General features: G+C 67.7%; 31 protein-coding genes. 18 read left to right on the top strand and 13 right to left on the bottom strand.

Features of this window, described 5'->3' with window-relative positions; genetic code table 11:
• Positions 1-243: 243 nt before the first annotated feature.
• From AC1D1G_RS23295 to AC1D1G_RS23270, 6 genes are all read left to right on the top strand, one after another.
• Positions 244-681, top strand: a complete 438-nt coding sequence (locus AC1D1G_RS23295) for an HAD-IA family hydrolase (protein WP_477953838.1) — start codon at positions 244-246, stop codon at positions 679-681.
• Entirely contained in the window at positions 675-2,099 is a 1,425-nt protein-coding gene (locus AC1D1G_RS23290; protein WP_280781633.1) for a WS/DGAT/MGAT family O-acyltransferase, read from the top strand. The genes AC1D1G_RS23295 and AC1D1G_RS23290 overlap by 7 nt, the downstream gene beginning before the upstream one ends.
• A gap of 30 nt (positions 2,100-2,129) precedes the next feature.
• Positions 2,130-2,642 carry a DUF6912 family protein gene (locus AC1D1G_RS23285; RefSeq protein WP_009479537.1) on the top strand — a complete coding sequence of 171 codons (513 nt, stop codon included), beginning with the start codon at positions 2,130-2,132 and terminating at the stop codon, positions 2,640-2,642.
• 91 nt (positions 2,643-2,733) lie between these two features.
• A complete protein-coding gene (locus AC1D1G_RS23280; RefSeq protein WP_105413165.1) occupies positions 2,734-3,849 on the top strand; it encodes a ferredoxin reductase in 1,116 nt (371 codons plus the stop codon).
• 62 nt (positions 3,850-3,911) lie between these two features.
• On the top strand, positions 3,912-5,168 hold the full coding sequence (locus AC1D1G_RS23275) for a fatty acid desaturase family protein (RefSeq protein WP_005259736.1): 1,257 nt from the start codon (positions 3,912-3,914) through the stop codon (positions 5,166-5,168).
• A 111-nt stretch (positions 5,169-5,279) separates the two neighbouring features.
• Entirely contained in the window at positions 5,280-6,518 is a 1,239-nt protein-coding gene (locus tag AC1D1G_RS23270) for a fatty acid desaturase family protein (protein ID WP_105413163.1), read from the top strand.
• Between the two features lie 42 nt (positions 6,519-6,560).
• On the opposite strand, the gene rsgA is transcribed toward AC1D1G_RS23270, so the two are convergent.
• On the bottom strand, positions 6,561-7,601 hold the full coding sequence (gene rsgA / locus AC1D1G_RS23265; RefSeq protein ID WP_477953836.1) for a ribosome small subunit-dependent GTPase A: 1,041 nt from the start codon (positions 7,599-7,601) through the stop codon (positions 6,561-6,563).
• Positions 7,547-8,863 (bottom strand): 3-phosphoshikimate 1-carboxyvinyltransferase, encoded by a 1,317-nt coding sequence (gene aroA / locus AC1D1G_RS23260; protein WP_477953834.1) that lies wholly within the window; start codon positions 8,861-8,863, stop codon positions 7,547-7,549. The genes rsgA and aroA overlap by 55 nt, the downstream gene beginning before the upstream one ends.
• Before the next feature lie 78 nt (positions 8,864-8,941).
• On the opposite strand from aroA, the gene AC1D1G_RS23255 reads away from it, so the two are divergent.
• Positions 8,942-9,700 (top strand): SOS response-associated peptidase, encoded by a 759-nt coding sequence (locus tag AC1D1G_RS23255; RefSeq protein WP_477953841.1) that lies wholly within the window; start codon positions 8,942-8,944, stop codon positions 9,698-9,700.
• On the opposite strand, the gene ybaK is transcribed toward AC1D1G_RS23255, so the two are convergent.
• Positions 9,687-10,181 (bottom strand): Cys-tRNA(Pro) deacylase, encoded by a 495-nt coding sequence (ybaK, locus tag AC1D1G_RS23250; RefSeq protein WP_280781638.1) that lies wholly within the window; start codon positions 10,179-10,181, stop codon positions 9,687-9,689. The genes AC1D1G_RS23255 and ybaK overlap by 14 nt on opposite strands.
• Before the next feature lie 98 nt (positions 10,182-10,279).
• Between ybaK and AC1D1G_RS23245 the strand changes: the two genes are divergently transcribed.
• Entirely contained in the window at positions 10,280-11,017 is a 738-nt protein-coding gene (locus AC1D1G_RS23245) for a sigma-70 family RNA polymerase sigma factor (protein WP_280781772.1), read from the top strand.
• The gene (rsrA, locus tag AC1D1G_RS23240; RefSeq protein WP_005240092.1) at positions 11,014-11,295 is read left to right on the top strand and encodes a mycothiol system anti-sigma-R factor; all 282 of its coding nucleotides are present in this window, start codon (positions 11,014-11,016) and stop codon (positions 11,293-11,295) included. Before AC1D1G_RS23245 ends, rsrA begins: the two co-directional genes overlap by 4 nt.
• 70 nt (positions 11,296-11,365) lie before the next feature.
• On the opposite strand, the gene AC1D1G_RS23235 is transcribed toward rsrA, so the two are convergent.
• Positions 11,366-11,440, bottom strand: a complete 75-nt coding sequence (locus tag AC1D1G_RS23235) for a 50S ribosomal protein bL37 (RefSeq protein ID WP_022597109.1) — start codon at positions 11,438-11,440, stop codon at positions 11,366-11,368.
• 94 nt (positions 11,441-11,534) lie between these two features.
• Between AC1D1G_RS23235 and AC1D1G_RS23230 the strand changes: the two genes are divergently transcribed.
• A complete protein-coding gene (locus tag AC1D1G_RS23230) occupies positions 11,535-11,750 on the top strand; it encodes a biotin/lipoyl-binding carrier protein (RefSeq protein WP_005240095.1) in 216 nt (71 codons plus the stop codon).
• Between the two features lie 17 nt (positions 11,751-11,767).
• Positions 11,768-13,270, top strand: coding sequence for a sensor histidine kinase (locus AC1D1G_RS23225; protein WP_280781639.1), 1,503 nt, complete (start codon positions 11,768-11,770; stop codon positions 13,268-13,270).
• Positions 13,271-13,330: 60 nt separating this feature from the next.
• Here the strand turns inward: AC1D1G_RS23225 and AC1D1G_RS23220 are convergent, their stop codons facing one another.
• Positions 13,331-13,585 carry a WhiB family transcriptional regulator gene (locus AC1D1G_RS23220; protein ID WP_005240099.1) on the bottom strand — a complete coding sequence of 85 codons (255 nt, stop codon included), beginning with the start codon at positions 13,583-13,585 and terminating at the stop codon, positions 13,331-13,333.
• Between the two features lie 239 nt (positions 13,586-13,824).
• Positions 13,825-14,781, bottom strand: a complete 957-nt coding sequence (locus tag AC1D1G_RS23215) for a diacylglycerol/lipid kinase family protein (protein ID WP_477953832.1) — start codon at positions 14,779-14,781, stop codon at positions 13,825-13,827.
• A 76-nt stretch (positions 14,782-14,857) separates the two neighbouring features.
• On the opposite strand from AC1D1G_RS23215, the gene AC1D1G_RS23210 reads away from it, so the two are divergent.
• Positions 14,858-15,295 (top strand): hypothetical protein, encoded by a 438-nt coding sequence (locus AC1D1G_RS23210; RefSeq protein WP_477953831.1) that lies wholly within the window; start codon positions 14,858-14,860, stop codon positions 15,293-15,295.
• On the opposite strand, the gene AC1D1G_RS23205 is transcribed toward AC1D1G_RS23210, so the two are convergent.
• Together AC1D1G_RS23205 and AC1D1G_RS23200 are read right to left on the bottom strand one after the other, a co-directional pair.
• A complete protein-coding gene (locus tag AC1D1G_RS23205; RefSeq protein ID WP_280781641.1) occupies positions 15,292-15,771 on the bottom strand; it encodes a GNAT family N-acetyltransferase in 480 nt (159 codons plus the stop codon). The two genes, AC1D1G_RS23210 and AC1D1G_RS23205, sit on opposite strands and share 4 nt — an antisense overlap.
• On the bottom strand, positions 15,768-16,382 hold the full coding sequence (locus tag AC1D1G_RS23200; RefSeq protein ID WP_283335223.1) for an acid phosphatase: 615 nt from the start codon (positions 16,380-16,382) through the stop codon (positions 15,768-15,770). Before AC1D1G_RS23200 ends, AC1D1G_RS23205 begins: the two co-directional genes overlap by 4 nt.
• Before the next feature lie 69 nt (positions 16,383-16,451).
• Between AC1D1G_RS23200 and AC1D1G_RS23195 the strand changes: the two genes are divergently transcribed.
• Positions 16,452-17,249, top strand: a complete 798-nt coding sequence (locus AC1D1G_RS23195) for a ParA family protein (RefSeq protein WP_105413157.1) — start codon at positions 16,452-16,454, stop codon at positions 17,247-17,249.
• On the opposite strand, the gene AC1D1G_RS23190 is transcribed toward AC1D1G_RS23195, so the two are convergent.
• Both AC1D1G_RS23190 and AC1D1G_RS23185 read right to left on the bottom strand, forming a co-directional pair.
• Complete coding sequence (locus tag AC1D1G_RS23190) at positions 17,221-18,051, bottom strand: SDR family oxidoreductase (protein ID WP_477953829.1); 831 nt, start codon at positions 18,049-18,051, stop codon at positions 17,221-17,223. The two genes, AC1D1G_RS23195 and AC1D1G_RS23190, sit on opposite strands and share 29 nt — an antisense overlap.
• A gap of 8 nt (positions 18,052-18,059) precedes the next feature.
• Complete coding sequence (locus AC1D1G_RS23185) at positions 18,060-18,890, bottom strand: NAD(P)H-dependent oxidoreductase (RefSeq protein WP_477953828.1); 831 nt, start codon at positions 18,888-18,890, stop codon at positions 18,060-18,062.
• 99 nt (positions 18,891-18,989) lie between these two features.
• Here AC1D1G_RS23185 and AC1D1G_RS23180 point away from each other — a divergent pair, with 99 nt between their 5' ends.
• A complete protein-coding gene (locus tag AC1D1G_RS23180; protein ID WP_477953826.1) occupies positions 18,990-19,976 on the top strand; it encodes a GlxA family transcriptional regulator in 987 nt (328 codons plus the stop codon).
• 54 nt (positions 19,977-20,030) lie between these two features.
• The gene (locus AC1D1G_RS23175) at positions 20,031-20,444 is read left to right on the top strand and encodes a VOC family protein (protein ID WP_280781646.1); all 414 of its coding nucleotides are present in this window, start codon (positions 20,031-20,033) and stop codon (positions 20,442-20,444) included.
• A 9-nt stretch (positions 20,445-20,453) separates the two neighbouring features.
• Here the strand turns inward: AC1D1G_RS23175 and AC1D1G_RS23170 are convergent, their stop codons facing one another.
• Positions 20,454-21,668 carry an Rv3212 family protein gene (locus AC1D1G_RS23170; RefSeq protein ID WP_477953825.1) on the bottom strand — a complete coding sequence of 405 codons (1,215 nt, stop codon included), beginning with the start codon at positions 21,666-21,668 and terminating at the stop codon, positions 20,454-20,456.
• Positions 21,669-21,677: 9 nt separating this feature from the next.
• Positions 21,678-23,321 carry a DEAD/DEAH box helicase gene (locus AC1D1G_RS23165; protein ID WP_477953839.1) on the bottom strand — a complete coding sequence of 548 codons (1,644 nt, stop codon included), beginning with the start codon at positions 23,319-23,321 and terminating at the stop codon, positions 21,678-21,680.
• 322 nt (positions 23,322-23,643) lie between these two features.
• Between AC1D1G_RS23165 and AC1D1G_RS23160 the strand changes: the two genes are divergently transcribed.
• Complete coding sequence (locus AC1D1G_RS23160; RefSeq protein WP_009479559.1) at positions 23,644-24,324, top strand: ferritin-like fold-containing protein; 681 nt, start codon at positions 23,644-23,646, stop codon at positions 24,322-24,324.
• 112 nt (positions 24,325-24,436) lie between these two features.
• On the top strand, positions 24,437-24,667 hold the full coding sequence (locus AC1D1G_RS23155; protein ID WP_005259708.1) for a DUF3107 domain-containing protein: 231 nt from the start codon (positions 24,437-24,439) through the stop codon (positions 24,665-24,667).
• 57 nt (positions 24,668-24,724) lie between these two features.
• Here AC1D1G_RS23155 and AC1D1G_RS23150 read toward each other — a convergent pair whose 3' ends face one another.
• The gene (locus tag AC1D1G_RS23150) at positions 24,725-25,396 is read right to left on the bottom strand and encodes an HTH-type transcriptional activator FasR (RefSeq protein ID WP_009479561.1); all 672 of its coding nucleotides are present in this window, start codon (positions 25,394-25,396) and stop codon (positions 24,725-24,727) included.
• 224 nt (positions 25,397-25,620) lie between these two features.
• On the opposite strand from AC1D1G_RS23150, the gene AC1D1G_RS23145 reads away from it, so the two are divergent.
• On the top strand, positions 25,621-26,262 hold a 642-nt coding region (locus AC1D1G_RS23145), incomplete at its 3' end, for a DUF3152 domain-containing protein (protein WP_477953824.1).

Raw genomic sequence — 26,262 nt, 5'->3', positions numbered from 1 at the left:
GCGGTGCCTGCCGCGCCCGGCCGCGTGCCGCCCGCCCGACGGCACCGCCGAACGCCCCGGCAGAGGTGGTGCGGGAACGTCACCGGCGGCCGGCTCGAAGCGCGGCACCCGTGACAGGAACGTGTAGGACTCACTCATTTCTTACCCCCCGGTTTCGGCATGAGACGGCCGTCGTAGCGGTCATACTCGCACGGATCCCGTCGTCGTGTCGCCGAACCGGTGAGCGGACCCTAGGGTGGGGACGTGTGGGGATTGATATTGGACTTCGGAGGAGTTCTCGCGGGTCCCGGTTCGGACATGGACGGCCTGTCGTCCGTCCTTGCCGGTGCCCGGACTCGTGGGGTGCGTACCGCGATCCTCAGCAACGATCCCGGTGGTCCCGGCGCGCAGTGGCTGCGGGAACTCGGTGACGGCCGGCTGGTCGATCAGGTCGTACTGTCCGGGGATGTCGGTGTGGCCAAACCTGATCCGCGGATCTACCGGCTGACGGCCGACGCGCTCGGTCTGGCCCCGGGGGACTGTATCTTCGTCGACGACCTGTCGGTCAATTCCCGGGGTGCGGTGGCCGTCGGGATGGTGGGTGTCCACCACGTCGATGGCGGCGCCACCGCGGACGAGATAGCGATACTTCTCGAGGTCGATCGAGACGGGATGCAAGGGGGACAGGCGCCGATATGGTGACGAGACTGACTACGCAGGACGCGTCGTTCTACTTTCTCGAGGCGAGCAGCACGCCGATGCACGTGGGGTCGCTCGCGATCTTCCGCAAGCCGCGAAACGGGTTGTCCTACGAGGAATTACTGAGCCTCGTCGAGGAACGGCTGAGCCTGGTGCCCCGCTACCGGCAGAAGGTGCGGGAGGTGGCGCTGGGACTGTCGCGGCCGGTGTGGGTGGACGACCAGGACTTCGACATCGAGTACCACGTCCGGCGGTCGGCGCTGCCGAAGCCGGGATCGGATGCTCAGTTGCACGATCTGGTCGCGCGGCTCACGTCGCGGCCGCTCGACAACACGCGACCGCTGTGGGAGATGTACCTGGTGGAGGGGTTGTCGAACAATCGCTTCGCCATCTTCACGAAGTCCCATTCCTCGCTGGTCGACGGCGAGACGGCGCTCGAGATCGGCCAGGTGATCCTGGACCCGGCGAAGACCCGGCGGCCCATGGCCGAGGAACTGTGGATGCCGAGCCCCGCCCCCAGTGAGTCCACCCTCATCGCCGGGGCGCTGGCGGAGATGGTGGCGCGGCCGGGCGAAGGGCTGGCGGCGCTGCGGATGACGTTGGGTGACATGGCGTCTGCGCTCGGCGAGACAGTGCGCGCCGTCGGCAAGGTGGCCGCCGTCGTGCGCACCGCCACGCAGGTGGCGCCGGCGAGTCCGCTGAACGCGACCATTTCCCGCAATCGGCGCTTCGCGGTGGTCAAGACCGAACTGGGTGACTACCGGAAGATCCGCGCGCAGTACGGGTGTGAGGTCAACGACGTCATCCTCGCGGTCGTGTCGGGTGCGATGCGGTACTGGCTGCTCTCCCGCGGCGAGCCGGTGGCCGAGTCGACCACGGTCCGGGCCATGGTCCCGATGTCCGTGTACGCGACGGATCCCGAGGCCGACGACGAGGCGTCACGCCGCGACGAGTGGGCGGATCCGCGGAGCATGGTGTCGTCGTTCCTCATCGACCTTCCGGTCGGGGAACCGAATGCCGTGGTGCGGCTGTCGCACGTGGCGCATGCGATGGAGGCGCACGCGAAGCAGAGTCAGCGGGTCACCGCGGAGACCCTGGTGCGTTTGTCGGGATTCGCGCCGGCCACGCTGCACGCGATGAGTGCCCGTGTCGCGAGCAGTTTCTCGCAGCGAATGTTCAATCTGATGATCACCAACGCGCCGGGTCCGCAGCTGCCGCTGTACGTCGGGGGAGCGCGGATGCTCGAGATGTATCCGGTGTCGCCGCTGCTGAAAAACCAGACTTTGAGCATCGGCCTGACGTCCTACGACGGCAACGTCTACTACGGTTTGAATGCAGACCGTGACGCCATGGCCGACGTGGACGTGGTGGCGGCGCTGCTGTACGAATCTCTCGAGGAGTTGTTGGATGCCAGCCGGTGAGAAGTCCGCGGTGCGAATGACGGGTGACGCATGACGAGGGTGTACGTTCCCGCGACGATCGAGATCCTCCAGCGGCTCGTCGCCGACCGGGAGTTCGATCCGATGAGCCGTACCGCGTTCGCCGTCACCCCCACGCTCCGCGAGGCGTACTCGTCGGGCGATGACGAGGAACTGGCCGAGGTCGCGATGGCCGAGGCGGCCCGGGCCTCGCTGCGACTGATCGCGGGCCGGGTGGGGGAGAGCGGGAGCGACGGGGTTCGGTTCCGTCGCGCCGTGGTCGCCGCGGACGTGGACGACGTGACGCCGCGGCCGGACCTCGACGACGCCGTGGTCCGGTTGCCCGGTCCGGTGACGATCGGCACGGTCGCGTCCGTGCACGTGGATCTGGCGGAGGCGGAGCCGGACATCGAGCGGGCCGTGTCGGCGATCGACGAGGCGGATCTCGGGGACCCCGACGCAGAGTTCGTTCTCGGTGACGCGGAGGATCATGTGCTGGCGTGGTACGCCACTCAGGAGCTTCCGTTCCTGCTCGAACTACTCTGACCGGTACGTCCTCTTACCTTGGGGTAACCTACGGTACCGTAACTTGATAACCTACGGTAGCGTAGGTCATGACGGAAAAGGTGGAGGTCGGATGGGTCTGAAGGATTGGATCGAGGCGCCCGCAGCAGCGGTCGTGCCCGCCAAGCGGTCCAAGCTCAATTGGTTGCGTGGCGCGGCGGCACGGCTCACGACGCCGTTGCTGCCCGACGACTACCTGCACCTGGCCAACCCGCTGTGGTCGGCTCGCGAACTGCGTGGACAGATCGTGGAGGTGCGCGCGGAGACCGCGGACTCGGCCACGATCGTCATCAAGCCGGGCTGGGGATTCGATTTCGACTACGAGCCCGGCCAGTACATCGGGATCGGTCTGCACATCGACGGACGCTGGCACTGGCGCTCGTACTCGCTCACCTCGCCGCCGAACTGGGACGACAAGCTCATCTCCATCGCCGTCAAGGCGATGCCCGAGGGATTCCTGTCGAGTCACCTCGTCAACGGTGTGCCCTCGGGGACGATCGTGCGGCTCGCGACCCCCACGGGCAACTTCGCGCTGCCCGACCCGCCGCCGGAGCGGATCCTGTTCCTCACCGCGGGCAGTGGCATCACGCCCGTGATGGCGATGCTGCGCACGATGAACCGGCGCGGTCAGCTTCCCGACGTCTTCCACGTCCACTCGGCGCCCACCGACGCCGACGTGATGTTCGCCGACGAGCTCACCCAGCTCCACGAGGAGCACGACGACTTCCGGTGCAAGATCCAGCTCACCCGCAGTCAGGGCAAGTTCGCGTTGTCCTCGCTCGACGAGGTGTGCCCGGACTGGCGTGAACGGCAGACGTGGGCCTGCGGCCCGCTGCCGATGCTCGACGAGATCGAGACGCTGTGGCGCGACGAGGGCATCGAGAACAAGTTGCACCTCGAGCGGTTCGCCGTCTCCCGCGCGGACACGTCCGGCGAGGGCGGGACCGTGACGTTCGCCAAGGCCGACAAGACCGTGTCGATCGACGGTGCGACCACTCTCCTCGAGGCCGGTGAGAAGGTCGGGGCACTGATGCCGTTCGGCTGCCGGATGGGTATCTGCCAGACCTGTGTCGTGCCGATTCTCGCTGGGCATGCCATCGACCTGAGGTCGGGCAAGCAGCACGCCGAAGGTGACCGAGTCCAGACTTGTATCTCCGCGGCGGCAGGGGACTGCACGCTCGACGCGTAAGCGTGAGCGTGTTGTTCACCTGACTCCGCTATTCTCGGACTCTCACCAGACGGAGGAGCACGGTGGCGATCACCGACATCAAAGAGTTCGCGCATCTGACCGAAGCGGACATCGAATCGCTCGGGCGTGAGTTGGATGCGATCCGGCTCGACGTGGAGGATTCGCGGGGCGTTCGCGACGCCCGCTACATCCGCCGGGCCATCAGGGCGCAACGGCTGTTGGAGCTCGGTGGCCGGCTTGCGTTGTTCGGAAGCCGCTACCGCCCGGCGTGGCTCGCGGGCACCGCGATGCTCTCCCTCTCGAAGATCATCGAGAACATGGAACTCGGCCACAACGTGATGCACGGCCAGTGGGACTGGATGAACGATCCGGAGATCCACTCCATGTCGTGGGAGTGGGATCAGACGGGCCCCTCGGAGCATTGGAAGCGGGCGCACAACTACTCCCACCACACGTTCACCAACATCGTGGGAATGGATTCCGATGTGGGGTTCGGCATCCTCAGGATGACCCGCGACGAGGAGTGGCGGCCGATCAATCTGCTGCAGCCCTTCGCCAACATCATCCTGGCCGCCACGTTCGAGTGGGGTATTGCGCTCCACGACCTCACGTTCGCCGCCGAGCTCGAGGGCGCGGAGAAGGGGCAGCTCAATTCCCAGGCCAACAAGGATTTCGGTCGCAAGATCTTCCGCCAGGTCGGCAAGGACTTCCTCCTGTTCCCGGTGCTCGCGGGGCCGGCGTGGAAGTCGACGCTCACGGCCAATGCCACCGCCAATCTCGTGCGGAATCTGTGGGCCTATGTGGTGATCTTCTGCGGGCACTTCCCGGACGGTGCCGAGAAGTTCACGGTGGACGAATACGAGAACGAGACCCGGCACGAGTGGTATCTCCGGCAGATGCTCGGCAGCGCGAATTTCGATTCCGGCAAAGTCATGGGTTTCATGAGCGGGAACCTCAGCTACCAGATCGAGCATCACCTGTTCCCGGACCTGCCGAGCAACCGGTACCCGGAGATCGCGGTGAAGGTCCGTGCGCTGTGCGAGAAGTACGACCTGCCGTACACCACGGGTTCGCTCGCCAAGCAGTACCTGCTGGCTCTGCGCACGATCCACAAACTCGCGCTGCCCGACCGGTTCCTGCGGGCGACGGCGGACGACGCCCCGGAGACGTCCTCGGAACGCAAGTTCCGTGACGCCCGTGACGCGGGTGCCGCCATGGTCGAGACGTTGCGTACGGATCCCGTCACGGGGCAGCGGCGGGGTCTGCTGTCGGCGTTGCGCGCCCGCGCGGAGGCCAAGATTCCGCGACGCCGACGGTGATTTCACTCACACCTACACTCRGGTAACCTACGGTGTCGTAACTTACGGTACGGTAGGTCGAGTCAGCGCCCACGGGTGTGAACTGTCGACCCAGCCAGGAGGAGGTCCCCCATGGCGATTGCAGACGTCAAGGAATACGCACATCTCACCGAAGCCGACATCGAGTCGCTCGGACGCGAGCTCGATGCGATCCGGCGCGATATCGAAGAGTCCCGCGGGGAGCGTGACGCGCGGTACGTGCGAAACACGATCAGACTGCAGCGTTCCCTCGAAATCGGTGGCCGAGCCGTTCTCTTCGCGAGCAAGCGGCGTCCCGCTTGGCTGGCGGGCACGGCCATGCTTTCGCTGTCGAAGATCATCGAGAACATGGAACTCGGCCACAACGTGATGCACGGCCAGTGGGACTGGATGAACGATCCCGAGATCCACTCCACCTCGTGGGAGTGGGACGTGACGGGTCCGTCCGCTCACTGGAAGCAGACGCACAACTACATTCACCACAAGTACACCAACGTCCTCGGCATGGACGACGACGTGGGATACGGGCTGCTGCGCGTCACGCGCGACCAGCGGTGGAAGCCGTTCAACACCGGCAATCTCCTGTACAACACGCTGCTCGCGCTGTTCTTCGAGTACGGAATCGCGGCGCAGCATCTCGAACTCGGCAAGGTCGCCAAGGGGCGCGTGCCGAGCGAGGAGACCCAGCGCAAGCTCCGCGAGGTCGGCGAGAAGGTCGGCAAGCAGATCCTCAAGGACTACGTCATCCACCCCGCGGTCACGGGTCCCGCGTGGAAGAGCACGCTCACCGCCAACATCGCCGCGAACATGATCCGCAACGTGTGGACCAACGCGATCATCTTCTGCGGGCACTTCCCGGACGGCGCCGAGAAGTTCACCAAGGCGGACATCGACAAGGAAACGCAGCCCCAGTGGTACCTGCGGCAGATGCTCGGTAGCGCGAACATCGAGGGCGGCAAGCTGATGGACTTCATGTCCGGCAACCTCAGCTACCAGATCGAGCACCACCTGTTCCCCGACCTGCCGAGCAACCGCTACGCGGAGATCGCTGTGCGGGTGCGGGAACTGTGCGACAAGTACGACCTGCCGTACACGACTGGGCCCTTCCTCGTGCAGTACGGGAAGTCGTGGCGCACCATCGCCAAGCTGTCGCTGCCGAACAAGTATCTCAAGGCGACCGCGGACGACGCGCCGGAGACGGCGTCGGAGCGCAAGTTCGGTGGAAACACCACGGCGACAATCGATCCCGTGACCGGCCGCCGTCAGGGGCTGAGTACCGCGATCAAGCGCACCCGCAAGCGCCGCGGTCTCCGCGCGCTGCTGTCCCGCTAGAAAGTTCCGCTGGAAAGTTCCGCTACAGACGCGGTTCGTCCCTCACCAGGCTTCGTTGGACGCGATGGCCGTGAGGAGGTGACGGACCGCGTCGACGCGTTTGGCGGCCTTGCCCTCCAGCTGGTCGAGCGCGCATTCCGGGTCCGCGGGCGGGCCGAGGTGGGTACACCCTCTCGGGCAGTCCTCGATGGCCGCGGCCAGATCGGAAAACGCGGCCACCACGTTCTCCGGGGAGATGTGGGCCAGTCCGAACGACCGGATGCCGGGAGTGTCGATCACCCAGCCGCCCGTCGGAAGCGGCAGTGCGACCGATTGCGTGGACGTGTGCCTGCCCTTGCCGACGCCGGAGACCACGCCCACGGCCCGATCGGCGTCGGGCACGAGGCGGTTGACGAGAGTCGACTTCCCGACCCCCGAATGGCCGATCAGCGCGGTGAGCCGGCCCGACAGCATCGACAGCACCTCGTCGACCGGATCGTCGCGACCGGCCACCACGACGGGAACGTCGAGGTCGGCGAACGCGCTCGCGAACTCCTCGGGCGGCTCGAGATCGCTCTTCGTCAGGCACACGATGGGACTCAGCCCGCCCGCGTACGCGGCGACGAGGGCACGTTCGACGAATCCCGTCCGTGGCGGCGGGTCTGCGAGCGCCACGACGATCAGCAGCTGCTGGGCGTTGGCCACGACGATCCGCTCGTACGGATCGGTGTCGTCGGCGGTGCGTCGCAGCACCGTGGAGCGTTCGGCGACCCGCACGATCCGCGCCAGGGTGTCGGGCTTGCCGGACAGGTCACCGACGACGCTCACCTCGTCGCCCACCACGATGGGCGTGCGACCCAGTTCCCGGGCGCGCATGGTGACGAGGGGACGCTCGGGGTCGCCGCCCAGCACGCAACCCCACCGGCCGCGGTCGACCGAGACGACCATCGCCGACTCCGCGGCGAGGTGCTCCGGCCGGGTCTTCGTGCGCGGGCGCGTTCCTCGGCCCGGGCGCACCCGGACGTCGGACTCGTCGTACTGCCTGCGACTCAGAAGCTCGCCTTCCGCTCGGTGCCCGCGGCTGCGGACAGCATTGTGGCCCACAGGTTCTCGAAGCCGGGCAGGGTCTTGGCGGTGGTGCCGACGTCCTCGATCTGGATGCCGTCGACCCGCAGTCCGACGATGGCGCCCGCGGTCGCCATCCGATGGTCGGCGTAGGAGCGCCACGTTCCACCGTGCAGGGCTTCCGGGACGATCGTGAGGCCGTCCTCGGTCTCGGTGACGTCCCCGCCCAGCGAGTTGATCTCGTGTGCGAGTGCGGCCAGCCGGTCGGTCTCGTGGCCGCGCAGGTGCGCGATGCCCCGCAGGTGCGACGGACCGTCCGCGAGTGCGGCGAGCGCCGCGACGGTCGGGGTGAGTTCGCCCACGTCGTGCAAGTCGATGTCGATGCCGGTCAGCTGCTGCGGACCGCGGACGGTGAGGTCCGCGCCGTCCAGCCGGACGTCCGCGCCCATCGCCAGGAGGATCTCCCGGATCGCGTCGCCGGGTTGCGTCGTCCTGCTCGGCCACAGGGGAACGGTCACCTCGCCGCCGGTGACGGCGGCGGCGGCAAGGAAGGCGGTGGCATTGGACAGGTCGGGTTCGATCGCCCGGTCGACGGCCCGGACGACGCCGGGGCTCACCCGCCACGTGTCGGCCTCCCCGCCCGTCGCCGGGGTCGTGACCTCGACGCCCGACTCGCGCAGCATCTCGACCGTCATGTCGATGTGCGGCATGGACGGGACCGTCTTGCCGTCGTGATGCACGGTGACACCCTCGTCGAACGCGGCCGCCGACAGCAGCAGCCCGGAGACGAACTGTGACGAGCCGGACGCGTCGATGGTGACCCGTCCACCGCGCAGCGAGCCCGCACCGCGGACCGTGAACGGGAGGGAGTCGCCGTCGATGTCCGCGCCGAGACCGCGCAGCGCGCCGAGGATCGTGTCGAGGGGCCGGGTCCGCGCCTGCTCGTCCCCGTCGAAGTGAACCGTTCCGCTCGCGAGCGCCGCGACCGGAGGAAGGAACCGCATGACGGTCCCGGCCAGGCCGCAGTCGACCGCACCACCCTGGAGCTGTGCGGGGGTGACCCGCAGCGTCGTGTCGGCATCGACCGTCTCGATGCTGATGCCGAGCGTGCGGAGGGCATCGATCATGAGGTCGGTGTCCCGGCTGCGCAGTGCCCCGGTGAGGGTGGACGGACCGTTTGCGAGTGCGGCGAGGATCAGCGCGCGATTGGTGATCGACTTCGATCCGGGAAGGGCGACCGTCGCGACGACGGGCGCTTCGGCACGGGGGGCGTTCCACAGGCTCAGGCTCACGGTCTCCATCTTCGCCTATCGGGCGGGTCGCCGGGCGGGGTGGGCGGCGTGTCGCGGGTGTCGGTGGTTCGTGCCACTCTGGTGGCCATGTGCGGCAGGTATGCGACCACTGCGAATCCCGCGACACTCGCGGCCGACCTCGATGCGATCAACGAGGCGGGCGAGGAGGAGAGTCCGCCCGACTTCAACGTGGCGCCCACCACGCAGGTCCTGACAGTGGTCGATCGCCACGACGCCCGGCGGATCCGGCGGATGCGGTGGGGGCTCGTGCCGTCGTGGACGAAGGAGCTCGGCAAGGGGCCGGTGCTGTTCAACGCGCGAGCGGATTCGGTCGACAACAAACCGGCCTTCCGGAACGCGTTCACATACAAGCGCTGCCTCGTTCCGATGGACGGCTGGTACGAGTGGCAGACCGAGGTCGATGCGGCGGCGGCCGGGAAGAAGTCGGGTAAGGCGAAGAAGATCCCGTACTACATGTCGCCGGAGGACGGCTCCCGCCTGTACATGGCCGGACTGTGGTCGGTCTGGCACGATCCCGCGGTCGCGGAGTCGCCCCCTGTCCTGAGCTGCAGCATCATCACGGTCGACTCAGCCGCCCAGCTCGAGAACGTGCACGACCGGATGCCGCTGGTGATGCCCCGCGAGCGCTGGTCCGCGTGGCTCGATCCCGAGCATCCCGCGTCGACGGATCTGCTCGAGGTGTCACCCGACGCCATCGCCGACATCACCGTCCGGCGGGTGTCCACGCTGGTCAACAGCGTGAAGAACAACGGACCGGAACTCCTCGACCCCGATGCAACCGGTCGTGACGAGGCGCAGGTGGGGGAGCAGATCAGCCTGCTGTGACCGCAGCGGTGACGGCTCCGCTGAGCCGCACCAGGTCGGCGGGGGCGAGTTCGATCTCGAGTCCGCGCCTGCCGGCGCTGCACAGCACCCGGTCCCAGTCGAGCGCCGACGCGTCGACGACCGTCGGGAGTGCCTTGCGCTGTCCGAGCGGTGAGATGCCCCCGAAGACGTACCCGGTGGAGCGCTCCGCCTCGGTACGGTCCGCCATCACGGCCTTGCCCGCGCCCAGCGCCGCGGCCGCCGCCTTCAGCGACAATTTCTCCGGCACCGGCACGACCGCCACAGCCAGCTTGCCGGTGTCGAGTTTGATCACCAGCGTCTTGAACACCTGATGGGCGGTGACGCCGACCGTGTCGCCCAGGGCGTCGACGGCCTCCGAACCGTACGACTCCGCCCGCGCATCGTGCGCGTAGCTGTGCACGGCGTGGTCGACGCGGTGTTTCACGAGCAGCTTCGTCGCGGGAGTGGCAGTTCCGGCCATGGACAGACACTCTGCCACGCGGTCGGGAACACACCGGACGGGAGGCGTGTTGGTACCTGCAGAACAACAGTGCATCGAAGGGAGTGGTCCGTATCGTGATGTCCTCGGTGATGGAGCCCACGTCGCGTCTGCAGTTGGCGGTAACGTTGACGCCCACGGCGACCGAAGGGATCAGCGTGCAGGAACATGACCGTCCGACGGCAGACCAGGCCGAGCCACAGGACGAGTTGATCGCGCGTTTCGAAAGGGACGCGCTCCCACTTCTGGATCAGCTGTACGGCGCTGCTCTGAGGATGACCAGAAACCCGGCGGACGCCGAGGACCTCGTGCAGGAGACGTACGTGAAGGCCTACACGGCGTTCCGTTCGTTCCGCGAGGGCACCAACCTCAAGGCGTGGCTGTACCGGATTCTCACGAACACGTACATCAACTCGTACCGCAAGAAGCAGCGCCAGCCCGCGCAGTACCCCACCGACGAGATCACCGACTGGCAGCTGGCGGCGACGGCGGAACATTCGTCGACCGGTCTGCGGTCCGCCGAGGTCGAGGCTCTGGACGCGTTGCCCGACGACGACATCAAGGAAGCACTCCAGGCCCTGCCGGAGGAGTTCCGGATGGCCGTCTACTACGCCGACGTCGAGGGGTTCCCCTACAAGGAGATCGCCGAGATCATGGGCACCCCGATCGGGACCGTGATGTCGCGACTGCACCGTGGGCGCAAGCAGCTCCGAGGTCTGCTCGCCGACGTCGCACGCGAACGTGGATTCAACCGTGGGGGCACCGACGACGTGCCCGGCGACAGTGCAGTGAGCGCGGAGCAGGAGGTTTCTCGGTGAGCGAGCAGGACGAATTCGAGCAGCTCGACTGCTCCGCCGTCATCGCGGACGTCTGGCTGATGCTGGACCGTGAATGCGATGAGGCGTCGCGGGCGCGGCTGCAGAGGCACCTCGACGAGTGTGGGTCGTGCCTCGAGGCGTACGGCATCGAGGAGAAGGTGAAGTCCCTCGTGAACCGCAAGTGCGGCGGGGAGCACGCACCGGAAAGCCTCCGTCAGAGGCTCTCCATCGAGTTGCGGCGGACGATCCTCATTACGAATACCGAACCCGACGCATAACTCGTCAGAACAGCAATCAGGGGCCGGAAAGCATCGCTGCTTTCCGGCCCCTGGTGCGTTCTACGGCGCGTCAGGCGTTGGGACGCTTGCCGTGGTTTGCGGCGTTGCCCTTGCGACTGCGCTTCTTACGACCACGCTTACCCATGAGTAGATCTCCCTTCTTTTCACCACAGTCTTCCACGTGTGGTTGGGTGTCCTTGCAACAGGGCTTTCTCGACACCCGGGAGTGAAGGATCACAATGGCAGAAGACGTGCGCGCCGAAATGGTTTCGACGGTGTATCAGGTTGTGGTGAGCGCGGGTGACGAGGTGAAGGAGGGCGACACCCTCGTCATCCTCGAGTCGATGAAGATGGAGATCCCCGTCATCGCCGAAGAGCCCGGCACGGTCACCTCCGTGGACGTCAAGGTCGGCGACGTGATCCAGCAGGGCGACCTGATCGCAGTGATCTCCTGAGCTGACACCCACCGACGATGTCCACACTGAGTGACCTGCTCGCCGAACACACCGACCTGCCCGGCGAGGCCGTCGATCACCTCCAGCGAGTCGTCGGTGAGTGGCAGTTGCTCGCCGACCTCTCCTTCGCGGACGTTCTGCTCTGGGTCGGAACGGATTCCGCGGCCACCAACTCGACCGGCACCGTGATCTGCGTCGCGCACTGCAGGCCCACCACCGCGTCGACCGCCTTCCCGGAGGATGTCGTCGGGACGGTCGTGTCGGAGTCGGAACACCCGCAGGTGCTGCAGGCGCTGCTCGAGGGCCGCGTCGTGCGCCCCGAGGACGGCGGCGGGCACGCCGGTCTGCCGCCGCGCGGGGAAGCGGTCCCGGTGCGGTGGAACGGCGAAGTGATCGCGGTCCTGAGCCGGGACACCAACCTGTCGCACCAGCGGGCGCAGAGCCCGCTCGAGGTCGCGTATCTCGACTGCGCCGATGATCTGTGCCAGATGATCAGCGACGGAACCTTCCCGATCCGGGAGGCCCGGTCGGACACCAACTCGAGTCCCCGCGCCGGCGACGGCTTCATCCGCCTCGACACCGACGGCAGCGTGGTCTACGCGAGTCCCAATGCGCTGTCGGCCTATCACCGGATGGGTCTCAGCTCGGACCTGATCGGCCAGAACCTGGCCGCCACCACGCGGTCGCTCGTGACGGATCCGTTCGAGTCGCAGGAGGTCGCCGGGTACATCCGCGACACCATCGCCGACAAGCCGGGCCGCCGCATGGAGATCGAGGCCAGGGGAGCGACCGTCCTGCTCCGGGCGCTGGTCCTCAAACCCGGCGGGAAGCGCGTCGGCGCCGCCGTCGTCGTGCGGGACGTCACCGAGGTGAAGAGGCGGGATCGCGCGCTGCTCAGCAAGGACGCGACGATCCGCGAGATCCATCACCGGGTGAAGAACAATCTGCAGACCGTGGCGGCGCTCCTGCGACTGCAGGCCCGTCGCACCAACAACGAGGAAGCCCGGCAGGCGCTGAGCGAATCGGTGCGCCGCGTCACGTCGATAGCCCTCGTGCACGACACGTTGTCGATGTCGGTGGACGAGGAAGTGAACCTCGACGAGGTCGTCGACCGTCTGGTGCCGATCCTGTCCGACGTGGCGACGGTGAGTACGCCGATCAAGGTCCGCCGGGAGGGCAGCTTCGGGGTGTTCTCCGCGGAGCGGGCCACGCCGCTGGTGATGGTGCTGACCGAACTCGTGCAGAACGCGATCGAGCACGCCTTCGAACCCGGCGCTCCGGGCACGGTCACCATGAGGGCCGAGCGTTCTGCGCGGTGGCTGGACGTCGTGATCCACGACGACGGCAGGGGATTGCCGCCCGGTTTCAGCCTCGAGCGGTCCGACCGTCTCGGTCTGCAGATCGTCCGGACTCTGGTGGCCGCCGAGCTGAACGGCTCCCTCGGGCTGCATCCCGGGCCGGAGGGTGGAACGGATGCCGTGTTACGCGTACCGCTGGGCCGTCGTGGGCCGCGGTACTGATCGGGGGGCAAGCAAAAGGCCCGGCACCATGTGGTGCCGGGCCCGTCTCCTTCTGAAGTATCAGACGGTGGTGCGGGCACGCGTCCGAGCGTTGCGGCGCTTGAGTGCGCGTCGCTCGTCTTCGCTCATGCCGCCCCACACACCGGCGTCCTGGCCCGACTCGAGTGCCCACGAGAGGCATTCGGCGGTCACCGGGCAGCGGTTGCAGACAACCTTGGCATCAGCAATCTGCGCGAGAGCCGGACCGCTGTTGCCCACAGGGAAGAACAACTCGGGGTCTTCGTCGCGACAGATTGCCTTGTGGCGCCAGTCCATCCTTCTGCTCCTTAACTGGGTGCTAAATGCACCGTTTCGTCTTCATGAGTTCATGTGTGCGTAGAGAATGTTTCCGCACTGTTGCTTGTGAATGCTTTCACGAACTGGCGGGATGTCAATAGAAAACCGCCGCACCGTGGGGGAGCTCACGTACTTAGGCTGCCCTTCGAGGTGCGCCGTCCTTTGTACCCGGTGCAGGCACTTCCCGCTAGGTGAAAACGGCGATTCTCGAGAATTGCTCAGGGTCGCGCCGGCGCGACCACATMCAGCGCCTCGGGCACCGACACGAACTCGACGACTTTGCGCAGTCCGATGTAGTCGCCGTCCATCTGCAGTCCGATGGGTTCCGACGCGGAGATCCGCACGGACGGCACGTCGTCGACCCGGACCAGCTTCTTCGCCTTCGGACGGGTTCCGGGGGTCAGCAGCTGGCGGGCCACCCGCAGCGTGGTGAGGATCGCGGTGGACCGCATCGCGAAGACGCCGAGGCCGGTGTCGTAGGTGGTGTCGGGATTCGTGTGCACTTCCCGCTTGTTCAGATACGTCCAGGGACTCGCGTTCGACACGAATGCGTAGTGAACGCCCTCGACCGGATCGTGATCGGGAACCTCGACGGTGAGCGTCGGCTCCGCGTATTTCGACCGGAAGAACACCCGCACCGCCGCGCGGACATACTGCGCCGGTGTGGCCGGCCGCCCGTTCTTGCGGTGCATGTCGACCGCCTCACACACCTGGGCGTCCCAGCCGAGACCGGCGTTGAACGTGAACCAGCGGTTGTCGCAGTGCGCGAGCCCGATCCGGCGCCGCTGCCTGCGGGCGAGGAGATCGATGAGCTGGTTGGTGGCGTCCACCGGGTCGGGCGCGATGCCGAGCGAGCGGGCGAACACGTTCGCCGACCCACCGGGGACGACGGCGATCGGGGGAATCGGCCCCACCGTCACCGCGCTCATCGACTTCGGTACCGGGGTGCCGAGCAGTCCGTTGACCACCTCGTTCACGGTGCCGTCTCCGCCGTGGACGATGATCAGGCCCATCCCGTCCACACAGGCCTGCTGCGCAAGTTCGGCGGCGTGACCGCGGTGTGTCGTGTGCGCGACCGTCAACCGCACCCGGCTCGACAGCGCGTGGGCGAGGAGATCACGCCCGGCCGGAGTCGTCGATGTGGCATTGGGGTTGACGATCAGCAGCGCGCGCACGGGGCCCAAGCCTAGCGGGGGCGGGACGTGTCACCATCCGAGGCCGCCGGCGACGGGGTGTTCTAGGCTGGCCGACGTGCCGAAGCCGTCTCTCAGCAAGTCCACGCCCACCACGGTCCGCGCGGCGGGCGCCCTGGTGTCGCTCGAGGGCGCGGTGGCGGTCGGTGTCGCCGTGGTGCTGGTCATCCGGGGACTGCTCGGGCACGACCAGAGCGTCAGCAGCGGATACGGCACCGCGGCCTGGTTTGCGATTCTCGGGGGCGCCGTGCTCGCCGCCGGGCTCGCGCTGATCTTCGGCCGGCGCTGGGGGCGGGCGATCGCGATCGTCGCCCAACTTCTCCTGCTCCCGGTGGCGTGGTCGCTGCTCACCGATTCGCACCAGCCGTTCTTCGGTGTGCTGCTCGGCGTCGTCGTCGTGGCGGCCCTCGGGTGCMTGTTCAGCAGTCCCACGTCGAAGTGGATGGCTGCCGAGTACGGCCAGGAGGCCGACGCCGACAACCCATCGGACCGCTAGCTCACCTCGGACGCGAGGCGGCCGAGCGGATCCCCGGTCAGCCGGTACGTGGTCCATTCGTCCTGCGGGTGCGCGTCCAGCGACTCGTAGAACGCGATCGACGGCTTGTTCCAGTTGACCACCGACCACGACAGTCGCGTGTAGCCGTTGTCGACGCACTCCTTCGCGAGTGTGGCGAGCAGGGCCTTGCCGTGCCCGGAACCGCGCTCCGACGGGCTGACGAACAGGTCCTCGAGGTAGATGCCGTGCGTTCCGTCCCAGGTGGAGAAGTTCCGGAACCACACCGCGATCCCGACGACCCGGTCGTCGTCGTTCGTCGCGACGTGGGCGAAGGTCGACGGCTGCGGACCGAACAGGGCGTCGTCGATCTGGTCGGCGGTGACGGTGCACTCGTCACGGGCCCGCTGGTGTTCGGCGAGTTCGTAGATCATGGCGGTGATCGCGGAGACGTCCTCGGGTACTGCGCGTCTGATCATCGGGCACCTTCCTCGCTTGTCACGTTGTGGCTGACCACCTGTTGCGCCCCGTGCTCGAAGCCGAGGACGGAGTACGCGCCCGGCGACATCGCGAACCGTCGTCCCTCACTGATGGGAAGCTCCGCCCAGCGGGCGATGAGCCCGCGCGAGAAGTGACCGTGCCCGACGAGGATCACGTCACGGTCGACGAGTTGCGAATGAGCGACAGACAGTACGAGGTCGCACCGGGTGTGCACCTGCTCGGCCTGTTCGCCGCGAGGGCACGGGTGCGTCCACACGGTCCAGTCCGGCACCTGCTGCCTGATCTCGGGGGTCGTCATGCCCTCGTAGATCCCGTAATCCCATTCGGCGAGCGCGTCCCAGGTGCGCTGGATCTTCAATCCCGCCAGCTCCGCCGTCTCCCGGGCGCGTTGCCGCGGGCTGACGATGACGAGGGGGTCGCGCAGTTCGAGGGCGTCCATCGCCGGACCCACCCGCCGCGCCTGGGCTTCACCCAGTTCGGTGAGGTGGACGTCGGTCCGACCGGTGTGTTTACCCCAACGGGCCCATTCCGTTTCGCCGTGTCGGAGGAGGACGATCCGACGGCCGCGCGGCGAATCACTGGGTGGCATCCATCCATCATGTCAGTCAATCTGCGTGTATGGCTCGCCTCCGGGGACGAAGTAGGTAAGGATCGAGCCGTGACAACGGTTCTAGCAGTGGCAAATCAGAAGGGTGGGGTCGCGAAGACCACCACGGTCGCTTCTCTCGGCGCAGCCCTCGTCGGGCTGGGCCAGAAGGTCCTGGTGGTGGATCTCGACCCGCAGGGATGTCTGACGTTCTCCCTCGGGCACAACCCGGACCGCCTGGACGCCTCCGTCCACGAGGTGCTGACGGGTGATCTGGCGGCGCAGGAGGCCGTGATCGACACCGAGGACGGTGTCGCCCTTCTGCCCGCGACGATCGACCTCGCGGGCGCGGAAGCGTTGCTGCTCATGCGTCCCGGTCGTGAGTTCGCCCTCAAGCGCGCTCTGGCGCCGTTGCTGGACGACTACGACACGATCATCCTCGACTGCCCGCCGTCGCTCGGTGTGCTCACGCTCAACGGGCTCACGGCGGCGCAGTCGGTACTGGTGCCGTTGCAGTGCGAGACGCTCGCCCACCGCGGTGTGGGGCAGTTGCTGCGGACGGTCACCGAGGTGCAGCAGATCACCAACCCCGACCTGGTGCTGCTCGGAGCGCTGCCGACGCTGTACGACGCCCGCACGACGCACAGCCGGGACGTGCTCTCCGACGTGTCCGATCGCTACAACCTGCCGGTCCTCGCGCCGCCGATCCCGCGGACGGTGCGATTCGCGGAGGCGACGGCGTCGGGTGCCACGGTGCTGGCGGGGCGCAAGAACAAGGGTGCCCAGGCGTACCGGGACCTGGCCGAGAACCTCGCCAAGCACTGGGCGGGATCCGAGCTGGCTACGTTTTCGCCTGGAAGTGCCGAGTAAGTTCTTCCGGCGTCGGATTCCACGCGGCAGGCCAATCCTGTTGGCGTAACTGGGCGTCCGTGCCCCCGTCGGCGAAGACGATGCTGCCGCAGAACAGTGTCGACCCCGGTCCGAGCAGGAACTCGACGAGCGCGGCGATCTCGTCCGGGCGTCCGCGCCTGCCCAGCGGCACCGGATAGAAGTCCAGCGCCTTCGCCAGTTCGGGGTCGAGGTCGTCCCCGCTGGTCATCGGTGTGTCGATCATGCCCGGCGCGATCGCGTTGAGTCGTATGCCGTTGCCGATCCACTCGGGCCGTACCGCTTCGCGCCGAATCCACCAGGCCAATGCGAGCTTGGACGCGGGGTATGCCGGGATGGCGGTCACCTGGTCGCCGATGCGCACCGCCTCCGCCTCGTCGCCGTCGAGGCACGCGGTCACCAGATTCTCGGGAATCCCCGGCTGTGTGGTGGTGCTGCTCGACGAGATCACCACCACCGAGGCGCCGTCCGCGCGCTCGAGGGCGGGCTTCAKGGCCGTCACGAGTTCCACGGCCCCGAAGTAGTTGACCGCGACGAGCCTGCCGCCCGGGACGTGCGACAGCGAGCCGAGTCCTGCGCAACAGACGAGACCGTCCACGACTCCGCCGCTTGCCTCGGACACGGCGTCGGCCGCCGCGGTTCGTCCGCCGGGGGTCGACAGGTCGGCGGTCACGTCGGTGTGTGCGAGGTCGACTCCGATGACGGTATGACCGCCGGACTCGAGCGTGCGGCGGCTCGCCGCCCCGATGCCCGAGGCGGCGCCGGTGATCACGTAGGTTGCCATGCCGTGAATTAGAACACGTTACAGATCGCGGTGGTGTGGACTTCGGACTCCGATTCACGCGTTCCGGACTCCGCGTCGGCGTAGTGGGCGCGCAGTCCCGTGACGCCGGGCGCCCGGTCCTCGTGCAGCACGAACCGGGCGTCGTAGTCGCCGCCGTTCTGGGAGCGGAAAGGCAACGGCGCGTCGGTGAACAGGCCGGACAGGCGATCGATCAACCGGGCCGCGACACCCGGGTAGTGCTCGGCGGGCAACCGGTCCGCGCTGTCGATCAGGACCGGGGGCAGTACGGACATCCCCGTGTACCAGAAGATTCCGTGGTGGATCGGGAACAGGAGTTCGTCCATCTGGCCGTTGATCCCACGTGCGCCCGCGCTGTCGGCGCTGCCGCCGAAACTGACGACCGTCATCGCCCGCTTGCCGGCCAGGGTTCCGTCGCCGTACCGCCGGGTGGAGCCGTCCTCGCGGCGCAGTCCGTAGCCGTACCCCTCGACGAAGACCCGGTCGAACCAGCCCTTGAGGATCGCGGGCATGCCGTACCACCACAGCGGGAACTGCACGATCACCGCGTCGGCCCACGCGAGTTTGCGCTGCTCGGCGCGGATGTCGGGGGCCAGGGTGCCCTCGGTCAGGGCCTGACCCGACCGCGCGCCGACGAGGAGGCGGTGGTGGGGGTCGTGTCCGAAATCGTCTGCCGTCACCACCGGGTTCCATCGCATCGCGTACAGGTCCGAGGTCCGGATGTCGTGGTCGGCGCCGCGCAGTGCCGAGAGGGCGTCGCTGCGGAGTGCCGCGTTCAGGGACTTCGGTTCGGGATGTGCCGATACCCACAGGATCTTCATGGTTCGCCTTCCGCTCGGTCGTCCTGACCTCTCCGATCATGGACGCGCGGCGGTGGCCGCGACAGTGGCCGGTGGGACGATATGTGAAATAATCGGGCCATGTCCGATTCGAGAGGTAAGCGGACCGTGCGTCGCCATCGCGTGGTCGTGTTCGTGCGCGACGGTCTGCTCCCGATCGAGTTCGGAATCGTCCACCGATTGTTCGGTGAGGCGCGATCGCGGGAGGGCGAACCGCTGTACGAGGTCCTCACGTGCACCCTCACACCCGGCGCCGTCCGTACCGACACCGACGTGACGATCACCGTCGAGCACGGCCCGGCACTTCTCGGCACGGCCGACACCGTCGTGATCCCGGCGTCCGATCAGGACTACGACCCGCCGGAGGACGGGCGCCTGCCCCGCCACCTCGCGGACGCCCTCGCGCACATTCGCCCGGGCACGCGGGTGGCATCGATCTGCACGGGCTCGTTCGTCCTCGCCGCGGCAGGGCTTCTCGAGAACCGGCGTGCCACGACGCACTGGAAGTCGGCGGACGCGTTCCGGCGGCGTTACCCGGACGTGCACCTGGACCCCGGCGTGCTCTACACGCACGACGGCGGCGTGCTCACCGCCGCCGGCGTCGCGTCCGGAATCGATCTGTGCCTGTACATGATTCGTCTCGACCACGGTGCGTCGGTGGCCAACGAGGTGGCGCGGGGAACGGTCGTGCCGCCTCATCGCAGCGGTGGTCAGGCGCAGTTCATCACCGAGCCCGTCCCGGACGCCGACGGTGCGTCCACGGCGCGAGCGCGGGCGCGGGCGCTGTTGCATCTCGATCAACCGCTGTCGCTGCGGGAGCTGGCCGCGTGGGAGTCGATGAGCGTGCGCACGTTCACCCGGCGATTCCGGGCCGAGACGGGGATGTCGCCGACGCAGTGGGTTCTCGAACAGCGGATCATCCGCGCCCGCGAACTGCTCGAGAACACCGACCTGCCGGTGGACGACATGGCGGCGGCCGCGGGATTCGGCACCGCGACGTCGCTGCGACAACACCTCTCGCGCACGGTCGGCGTCTCACCGTCCGCGTACCGCGCCACTTTCCGTTGACGGCATGCTCATTCGTCCAAGTGCGGGGGAGTGCGCGGCGCTAACGTCGAGGCCATGACAGTCTCGGACACGCCTCGAAACAACACTCTGACGATGCGGGCTCAGCCGCTTCTCGCCGTCGACGACGTCGAACGCGCAGGCGAGTGGTACCGGAAGGTCCTGGACGCGCGCAGCGGCCACGGTGGACGGGACTACGAGCAACTCCTCGTCGACGGGCACATGATCCTGCAACTGCACCGGCTCGACGAGGGCCACCACCACGGCCCCCTCGGCGATCCTTCGCTCCCGCGGGGAAACGGGGTGGCGATCTGGTTCGAGACCCCCGACTTCGACGGCACCGTTGCGAGGGTGCGGGAGGCGGGTGCCGACGTGGTCACGGACGTGCACGTCAATCCCAATGCGGGACATCGCGAGATCTGGATCCGCGACCTCGACGGCTATCTCGTGGTGTTCGCCGAACCGGCGTGACGGGCGATCTCAGCGCAGCGCCACGACAGCATCGCCGCGCTGTTCGAGGACGACGTCGCCGGCCACCGTCGTGAGGATCGGCCCCGCCGCGGCGTCACGCGCAACCGGGATCGTGCGAAGCAACGCGCCGGTCGACAAGTCGAGCACGGCGATGCCGGATTCCACCGGAACCAGCAGGTTTCCGGCCATCACCGCTCCCGGGCCGAGAGCGCCCGGGAAGATCCAGCGCGGTACGAGATCGGAGGCGCCGAGTGACACCACGTCCGAACCGGTCCACCAGGTGACCGCCGAACTGCCTGTCGACGTGACGGGGTCCGGGCCGACCCGGGCGGTGAGCGCGTATTCGGACACGGCGTTGCCGGTGCCGTCGAACAGGCCGATCCGCGGTCCGTACGACGGGCCGGCGGGGAGGTAGACGGCCGTGGTCTCGCCGGACACCCCGAGGATGCGAGCGCCCTCGACGCCGGCATCCACCCCCGCCAGGACGCTCGACCCGTACTCCTCGGGTTCCTGATTGTCCTTCGGCGACGGGTTCATGACCGTCAGACGATCGGCTACCTCGCCGGGACAGCGCTCGAGAACGGACAGCCTGCTGCTACTCGAACCGACGTCGATCAGCGTGCATCCGCTGCGTGGCTGCCTCCTGGGGTTCACGGGCGCGTCCACCCGGCCGTACTCGACGGTGCGGACGAGGTCGGAGCGCCACAATTCCAGCCGGCGGTCGCCGAGAGATGCCACATACGTACCGTCGGCCTTCAGCGTCACCTCGGAATCGGCGTCGCTGCTCCGCTGGGCCAGACGCTCACCGGTACCGCCGTCGAGTTCGGTGGCCTGGGAGCAGCCGCGGTCGTCGCGGTAGACGGCCACGACCTTCTCCCACGACGCCGTCACACCGCACAGGTCGAGATCGCGCTCGTACCGCCACAGCTCGGTACCCGACATCCGGTCCCGTCCCACGACGTCCCCACCGTCGGCGGTGACGACCGCACCAGCGACGACGAGGGGCGCGGAGGTGGCGGAACTGGCGGAGTCCCAGATCGGGCTCAGCGTCTCAGGAACCGTCAGGGCCGTGACGAGCGCAGGCGGCGGCTCGGCGGCGGTGACCGAGGTGGTGCCCCGGGCATCGCTACGGAACCACACCACGGTGAGGGCGACCACGACCGCGACGGCGATTCCGGCAGCGACGACGAGATCGGCGCGCGAGCGCCGCTCAGGTGCGAGCACGGTGGTTGTTTACTCCGCGTTCGTCGCGGCGGCGCCGACCTTCGTGGTCCGGCGGCGACGACGCCGGCGGGGCTTGGAGGCACCCTCGCCGTCGGTGTCCCCGCTCGAAGCGGCGGATTCGGGTGCCGTCGGCTCCGGCGACACGGACTTGGGGCCCACGGAGTCCGCGGGGCGGCCACCACGGGTGCGGCGGCGGGTGCGGGTGCGTGCCGGACGCTCCGTGCGCTCGGCCTTCTCGCCCTGCTCGATATCGGAGCTCTCGCTCCGCTCGGCGCCCGTGTTCTCGCTCCGCTCGGATGCGACCTTCTCGGGCTTCTCCACCCGGGGGCGCTTGATCGTGCCGGTCGCGCCGGCCGGGATCGACAGCTCCTCGAACAGGTGCGGGGAGCTGGAGTACGTCTCCGCCGGATCGGGGATGCCGAGGCCGAGAGCCTTGTCGATGAGCTGCCAGCGGGGGATGTCGTCCCAGTCCACCAGCGTCACGGCGATGCCGGTGCGGCCCGCCCGCCCGGTGCGGCCGATCCGGTGGACGTACGTCTTCTCGTCCTCGGGGCACTGGTAGTTGATGACGTGGGTGACATCGTCGATATCGATGCCGCGGGCCGCGACGTCCGTTGCGACCAGCACGTCGATCTTGCCCGTGCGGAACGCCTTCAGCGCCTTCTCGCGAGCAACCTGATTGAGGTCGCCGTGGACGGAGCCGACGGAGAAACCCCGCTCGGCGAGATCGTCGGCGACCTTCTGGGCGGTGCGCTTGGTGCGGGTGAAGATCATCGTCGCGCCGCGGCCGTCGGCCTGCAGCACGCGGGCCACCATCTCCGCCTTGTCGAGCGCGTGCGCCCGGTAGATGTGCTGGCTGGTCCGGTCGTGCACCGCCGAGTCGTCGGCCTGCTCGGCGCGGATGTGCGTCGGCTGGGTGAGGAACGTGCGGGCGAGCGTGATGATCGGACCCGGCATGGTCGCCGAGAACAGCATCGTCTGGCGCTTGTCCGGCACCATTCCGAGGATGCGCTCGATGTCGGGCAGGAAGCCCAGGTCGAGCATCTCGTCGGCCTCGTCGAGAACGAGGACCTCGACCTTGCCCAGGATCAGATGACCCTGGTTGGCGAGGTCGAGCAGACGACCCGGGGTGCCCACGACGACGTCGGCGCCCTTCTGGAGCGTCGCGATCTGCGTCTCGTACGGGCGGCCACCGTAGATGGCGAGGACCTCGAGCTTGTTCTTCTCGCCCTTCAGATACTTCGCTGCGCCCTCGAGGTCCTTGGTGACCTGGATGCACAGCTCGCGGGTGGGGACGATGACCAGCGCGCGGGGAGTGCCGTCGAGTGCGGCCGTCCCGGTGGTGCCACTGGAGATGCGGTGGAGCAGCGGGACGCCGAAACCGAACGTCTTGCCCATGCCCGTGCGGGCCTGACCGATCAGGTCGTCGCCGGCGAGGGCGAGGGGGAGCGTCAGCTCCTGGATCGCGAACGTCCGCTCGATGCCGATCTCGTCGAGAGCGCGGACGATCTCGTCACGCACTCCGAGCTCGGCGAAAGTGGGGGCGACGTGCGTGGAGTCGAGTTGCGCCGACAGCGTGGTCTCGGTTGCGTCGTCTTCATGGTCGACAGTGATCTTGCTCAGGGGACTGGCCTTCCTCGTAGCTGCACGCACGCACGAGGTAAGGGCCAGGCCGCTGGTCGGCCCGATTTCCCAGTCGACGCTCGTCGATGTCCTCTTCCGAGTCGATCCTGCCACTGCCTCAGCGCTGAAATCGAAGATTTCGGCGAGGCGCGGCTGGGACCGTCGATCAGGTGCGCGCACATTATCGGTGGGAACCGCTGATCGGATCGTGATCGATCATCACTCAAACCGCGTTCTCCGTGGAGGCGAACGTGGTGACGAGCGGTTGCCCATGATCATTGTAGCCGGAGAACGCCCCACAACCGGTTACGCATGGCAAACATCACTGGGTGACCCACTAGGCTGTGGCGCCATGGAGCCCAACACGCCTGCATCCTCTGATTCCACCATTCCCGCTGATCACCCCGGCGTCAGTGAACTCTTCGCGGTCCTCGCGTACGGCGAGATCTCCGCGTTCTACCGGCTGTCCGAGGACGCGCAGATGGCGCGGACCCTGCAGGGCAAAGTGGCGCTCGCAAGCATGGCCGCCGCCGAGATGGGCCACTTTGAGATGCTCGAGAAGGCGCTGACCGCGCGTGGGTTCGACATCTTCGAGGCGATGGATCCGTTCGTCCGCCCCCTGAACAACTACCACGCGTCCACCACACCGTCGACGTGGCTCGAGGCATTGGTGAAGGCCTACGTCGGTGACGGGATCGCCGCCGACTTCTACCGCGAGATCGGGCACTCGCTGCCCGCCGAGGTCTCGCGGACGGTCGAGGAGGTGCTCTCGCAGACCGGCCACTCGGAGTTCGTCGTCCACGAGGTGCAGCAGGCGATCAAGGCCAGCAACCGCGACAAGGACCGCCTCATGCTCTGGGGCAGGCGACTGCTCGGCGAGGCCATCACCCAGGCACAGTTCGTCCTCGCGCAGCGGGAGGCGCTCACCGAACTCGTCATCTCCGCGTCCGGCGACCTCAACGGCGTCGTCGCACTGTTCGACCGCATGCAGGAGATGCACGCCGAACGCATGGCCGTGCTCGGGCTTGTGTGAGGTGTGACGGCATGTTCGCTCAGGGCACAGCCCACGGACGCGCACCGGCGGCGGCCACTGCATTAGCCTTGCCAGGACAGCTGATGTTTCTCGGAGAGTTCGGAGGTTGACCGTGGAGGTCAAGATCGGTGTAATCGACAGCCCGCGTGAGCTCATCGTCAGCAGCGAGCAGACCCCGGACGAGGTCGAGACATTGGTCTCGGACGCCCTCACCGGTGGCGACGGGATCTTGTCTCTGCAGGACGACAAGGGACGCAAGTACCTCGTGCAGTCCAGCAAGATCGCCTACGTGGAGATCGGCCCGTCCGATATCCGCAAGGTCGGATTCGCTCCGACCAAGTGAACACACGAGAAAGGGCCCGCAGTCGACTCGACTGCGGGCCCTTTCTCGTGCACGGTGTCAGCGCTGTTCGGGATGCAGCGGCACGCGGGACAGACCGCCCCACGCGAGCGTGACCGTCGTGTCGACCGCTTCTTCCTTCGGGATCGGGCGCGACGCCTCGAGCCAGTACCGCGCGGTGAACTGGCTGGCGCCGACGAGGCCGACAGCGAGGATGCGGGCGCGGTAGGGATCGAGACCGGAGTCGTGGCTGACGAGGTCGAACACGGCGTCCACGCACGCCTCGGTGGCCTGCTCGACGCGGCTCTGCACCTGGGGCTCACCCATGAGGTCCGACTCGAACACGAGCCGGAAACCCTGCGAGTCGTTGTCGACGAAGTCGAAGAACGCCTGCACCGCGGCGCGGACACGCTGCTTGTTGTCCGTGGTCGAGCGCAGTGCCTGCCGGACGCCGGAGATCAGGCTGTCGACATAGCTCTGCAACACCGCCACGTACAGCTCGAGCTTGCCGGGGAAGTGCTGGTAGAGGACGGGCTTGCTCACACCGGCGCACTCGGCGATCTCGTCCATACCGGCAGCGTGGTATCCGCGTGTGACGAAGACCTCGCTGGCTGCGGCGAGTAGCTGCAGTCGCCGGGCGTCACGGGGGAGTCGCGTGCTGCGACGGGCCCCGGTGCCCTTTCCGGGGGTGGCATCGCGATCGGAGTTCGTCCGATCCGCGAGTTCAGTCATAGCGCTTCCAATCTGCACAAGTATTCCGCGTCACATTCTGTGTAACTGTGTGAACGATACCCGCGCGTAGTGAACCGTTCATGGTGGACTCGCTGGACTCGCCCGGTCAAGGATATTGCCTGACCGGTAACTGGGACCCTGCGGCGGTCGGGTGCGCCTGGTCGCCCGGGTAGCCGCGACGTTGCGGATCGCCTCTGCGTGACACGCCGAATGACCTGCGGACGGTGCGCTGGGACGAGGCGGTGCCGGACTGTGAGATTCTGGGCTGCGTGACTGACCGAGGAGGACCGCGTGTTCGCGGCCGGGCTCCCCAGAGCTCCGAGGACGGGGAGCGACGATCGCGCAGCATCGACCAGCGTGACGTCCGTCCCCACACTTCGCAGTCGGCACCACAGTCGCATCAACCGCTCCGTGCGCAATGGGACCCGACCAGCCGCGACGTCGGCAGGCCCCGGAACCCGCGCCCCGAGCGGCAGGCGCGGAAGCAGAGCCGCATCGGCCGGTTCGTCTCCACCTACGGCTGGCGGGCCTACGCGATCCCGATCCTGCTGGTGGTCACCGTTCTCGTGGTGGTCGACGCGGTCCGGGACACCGGCGGCGGCAGCGAGACGACGGCCGAGACCGACACCCCCGGATTCGGCACCCTGTCCCGCGACACCGACGGTTCGAGCGTCATCGGGATCCCGCCGGAGGCCGACGGTAACTTCGCCGCCGAACTTCCCTCGGGCGCGCTGCCCGAGGGAGGTCCGTTCACGGCGGTCGGCGCAGGCACCTGGCACGTGGTTCCCGGAAGCGGAACCAAGATCGGGCAGGGCACCGAACGCGAATTCACGTACAGCGTCGAGATCGAGGACGGGGTCGACACG

This window comes from Rhodococcus sp. P3_B8, assembly GCF_056402775.1.
This window is presented reverse-complemented; position numbering and strand designations above follow the sequence as displayed.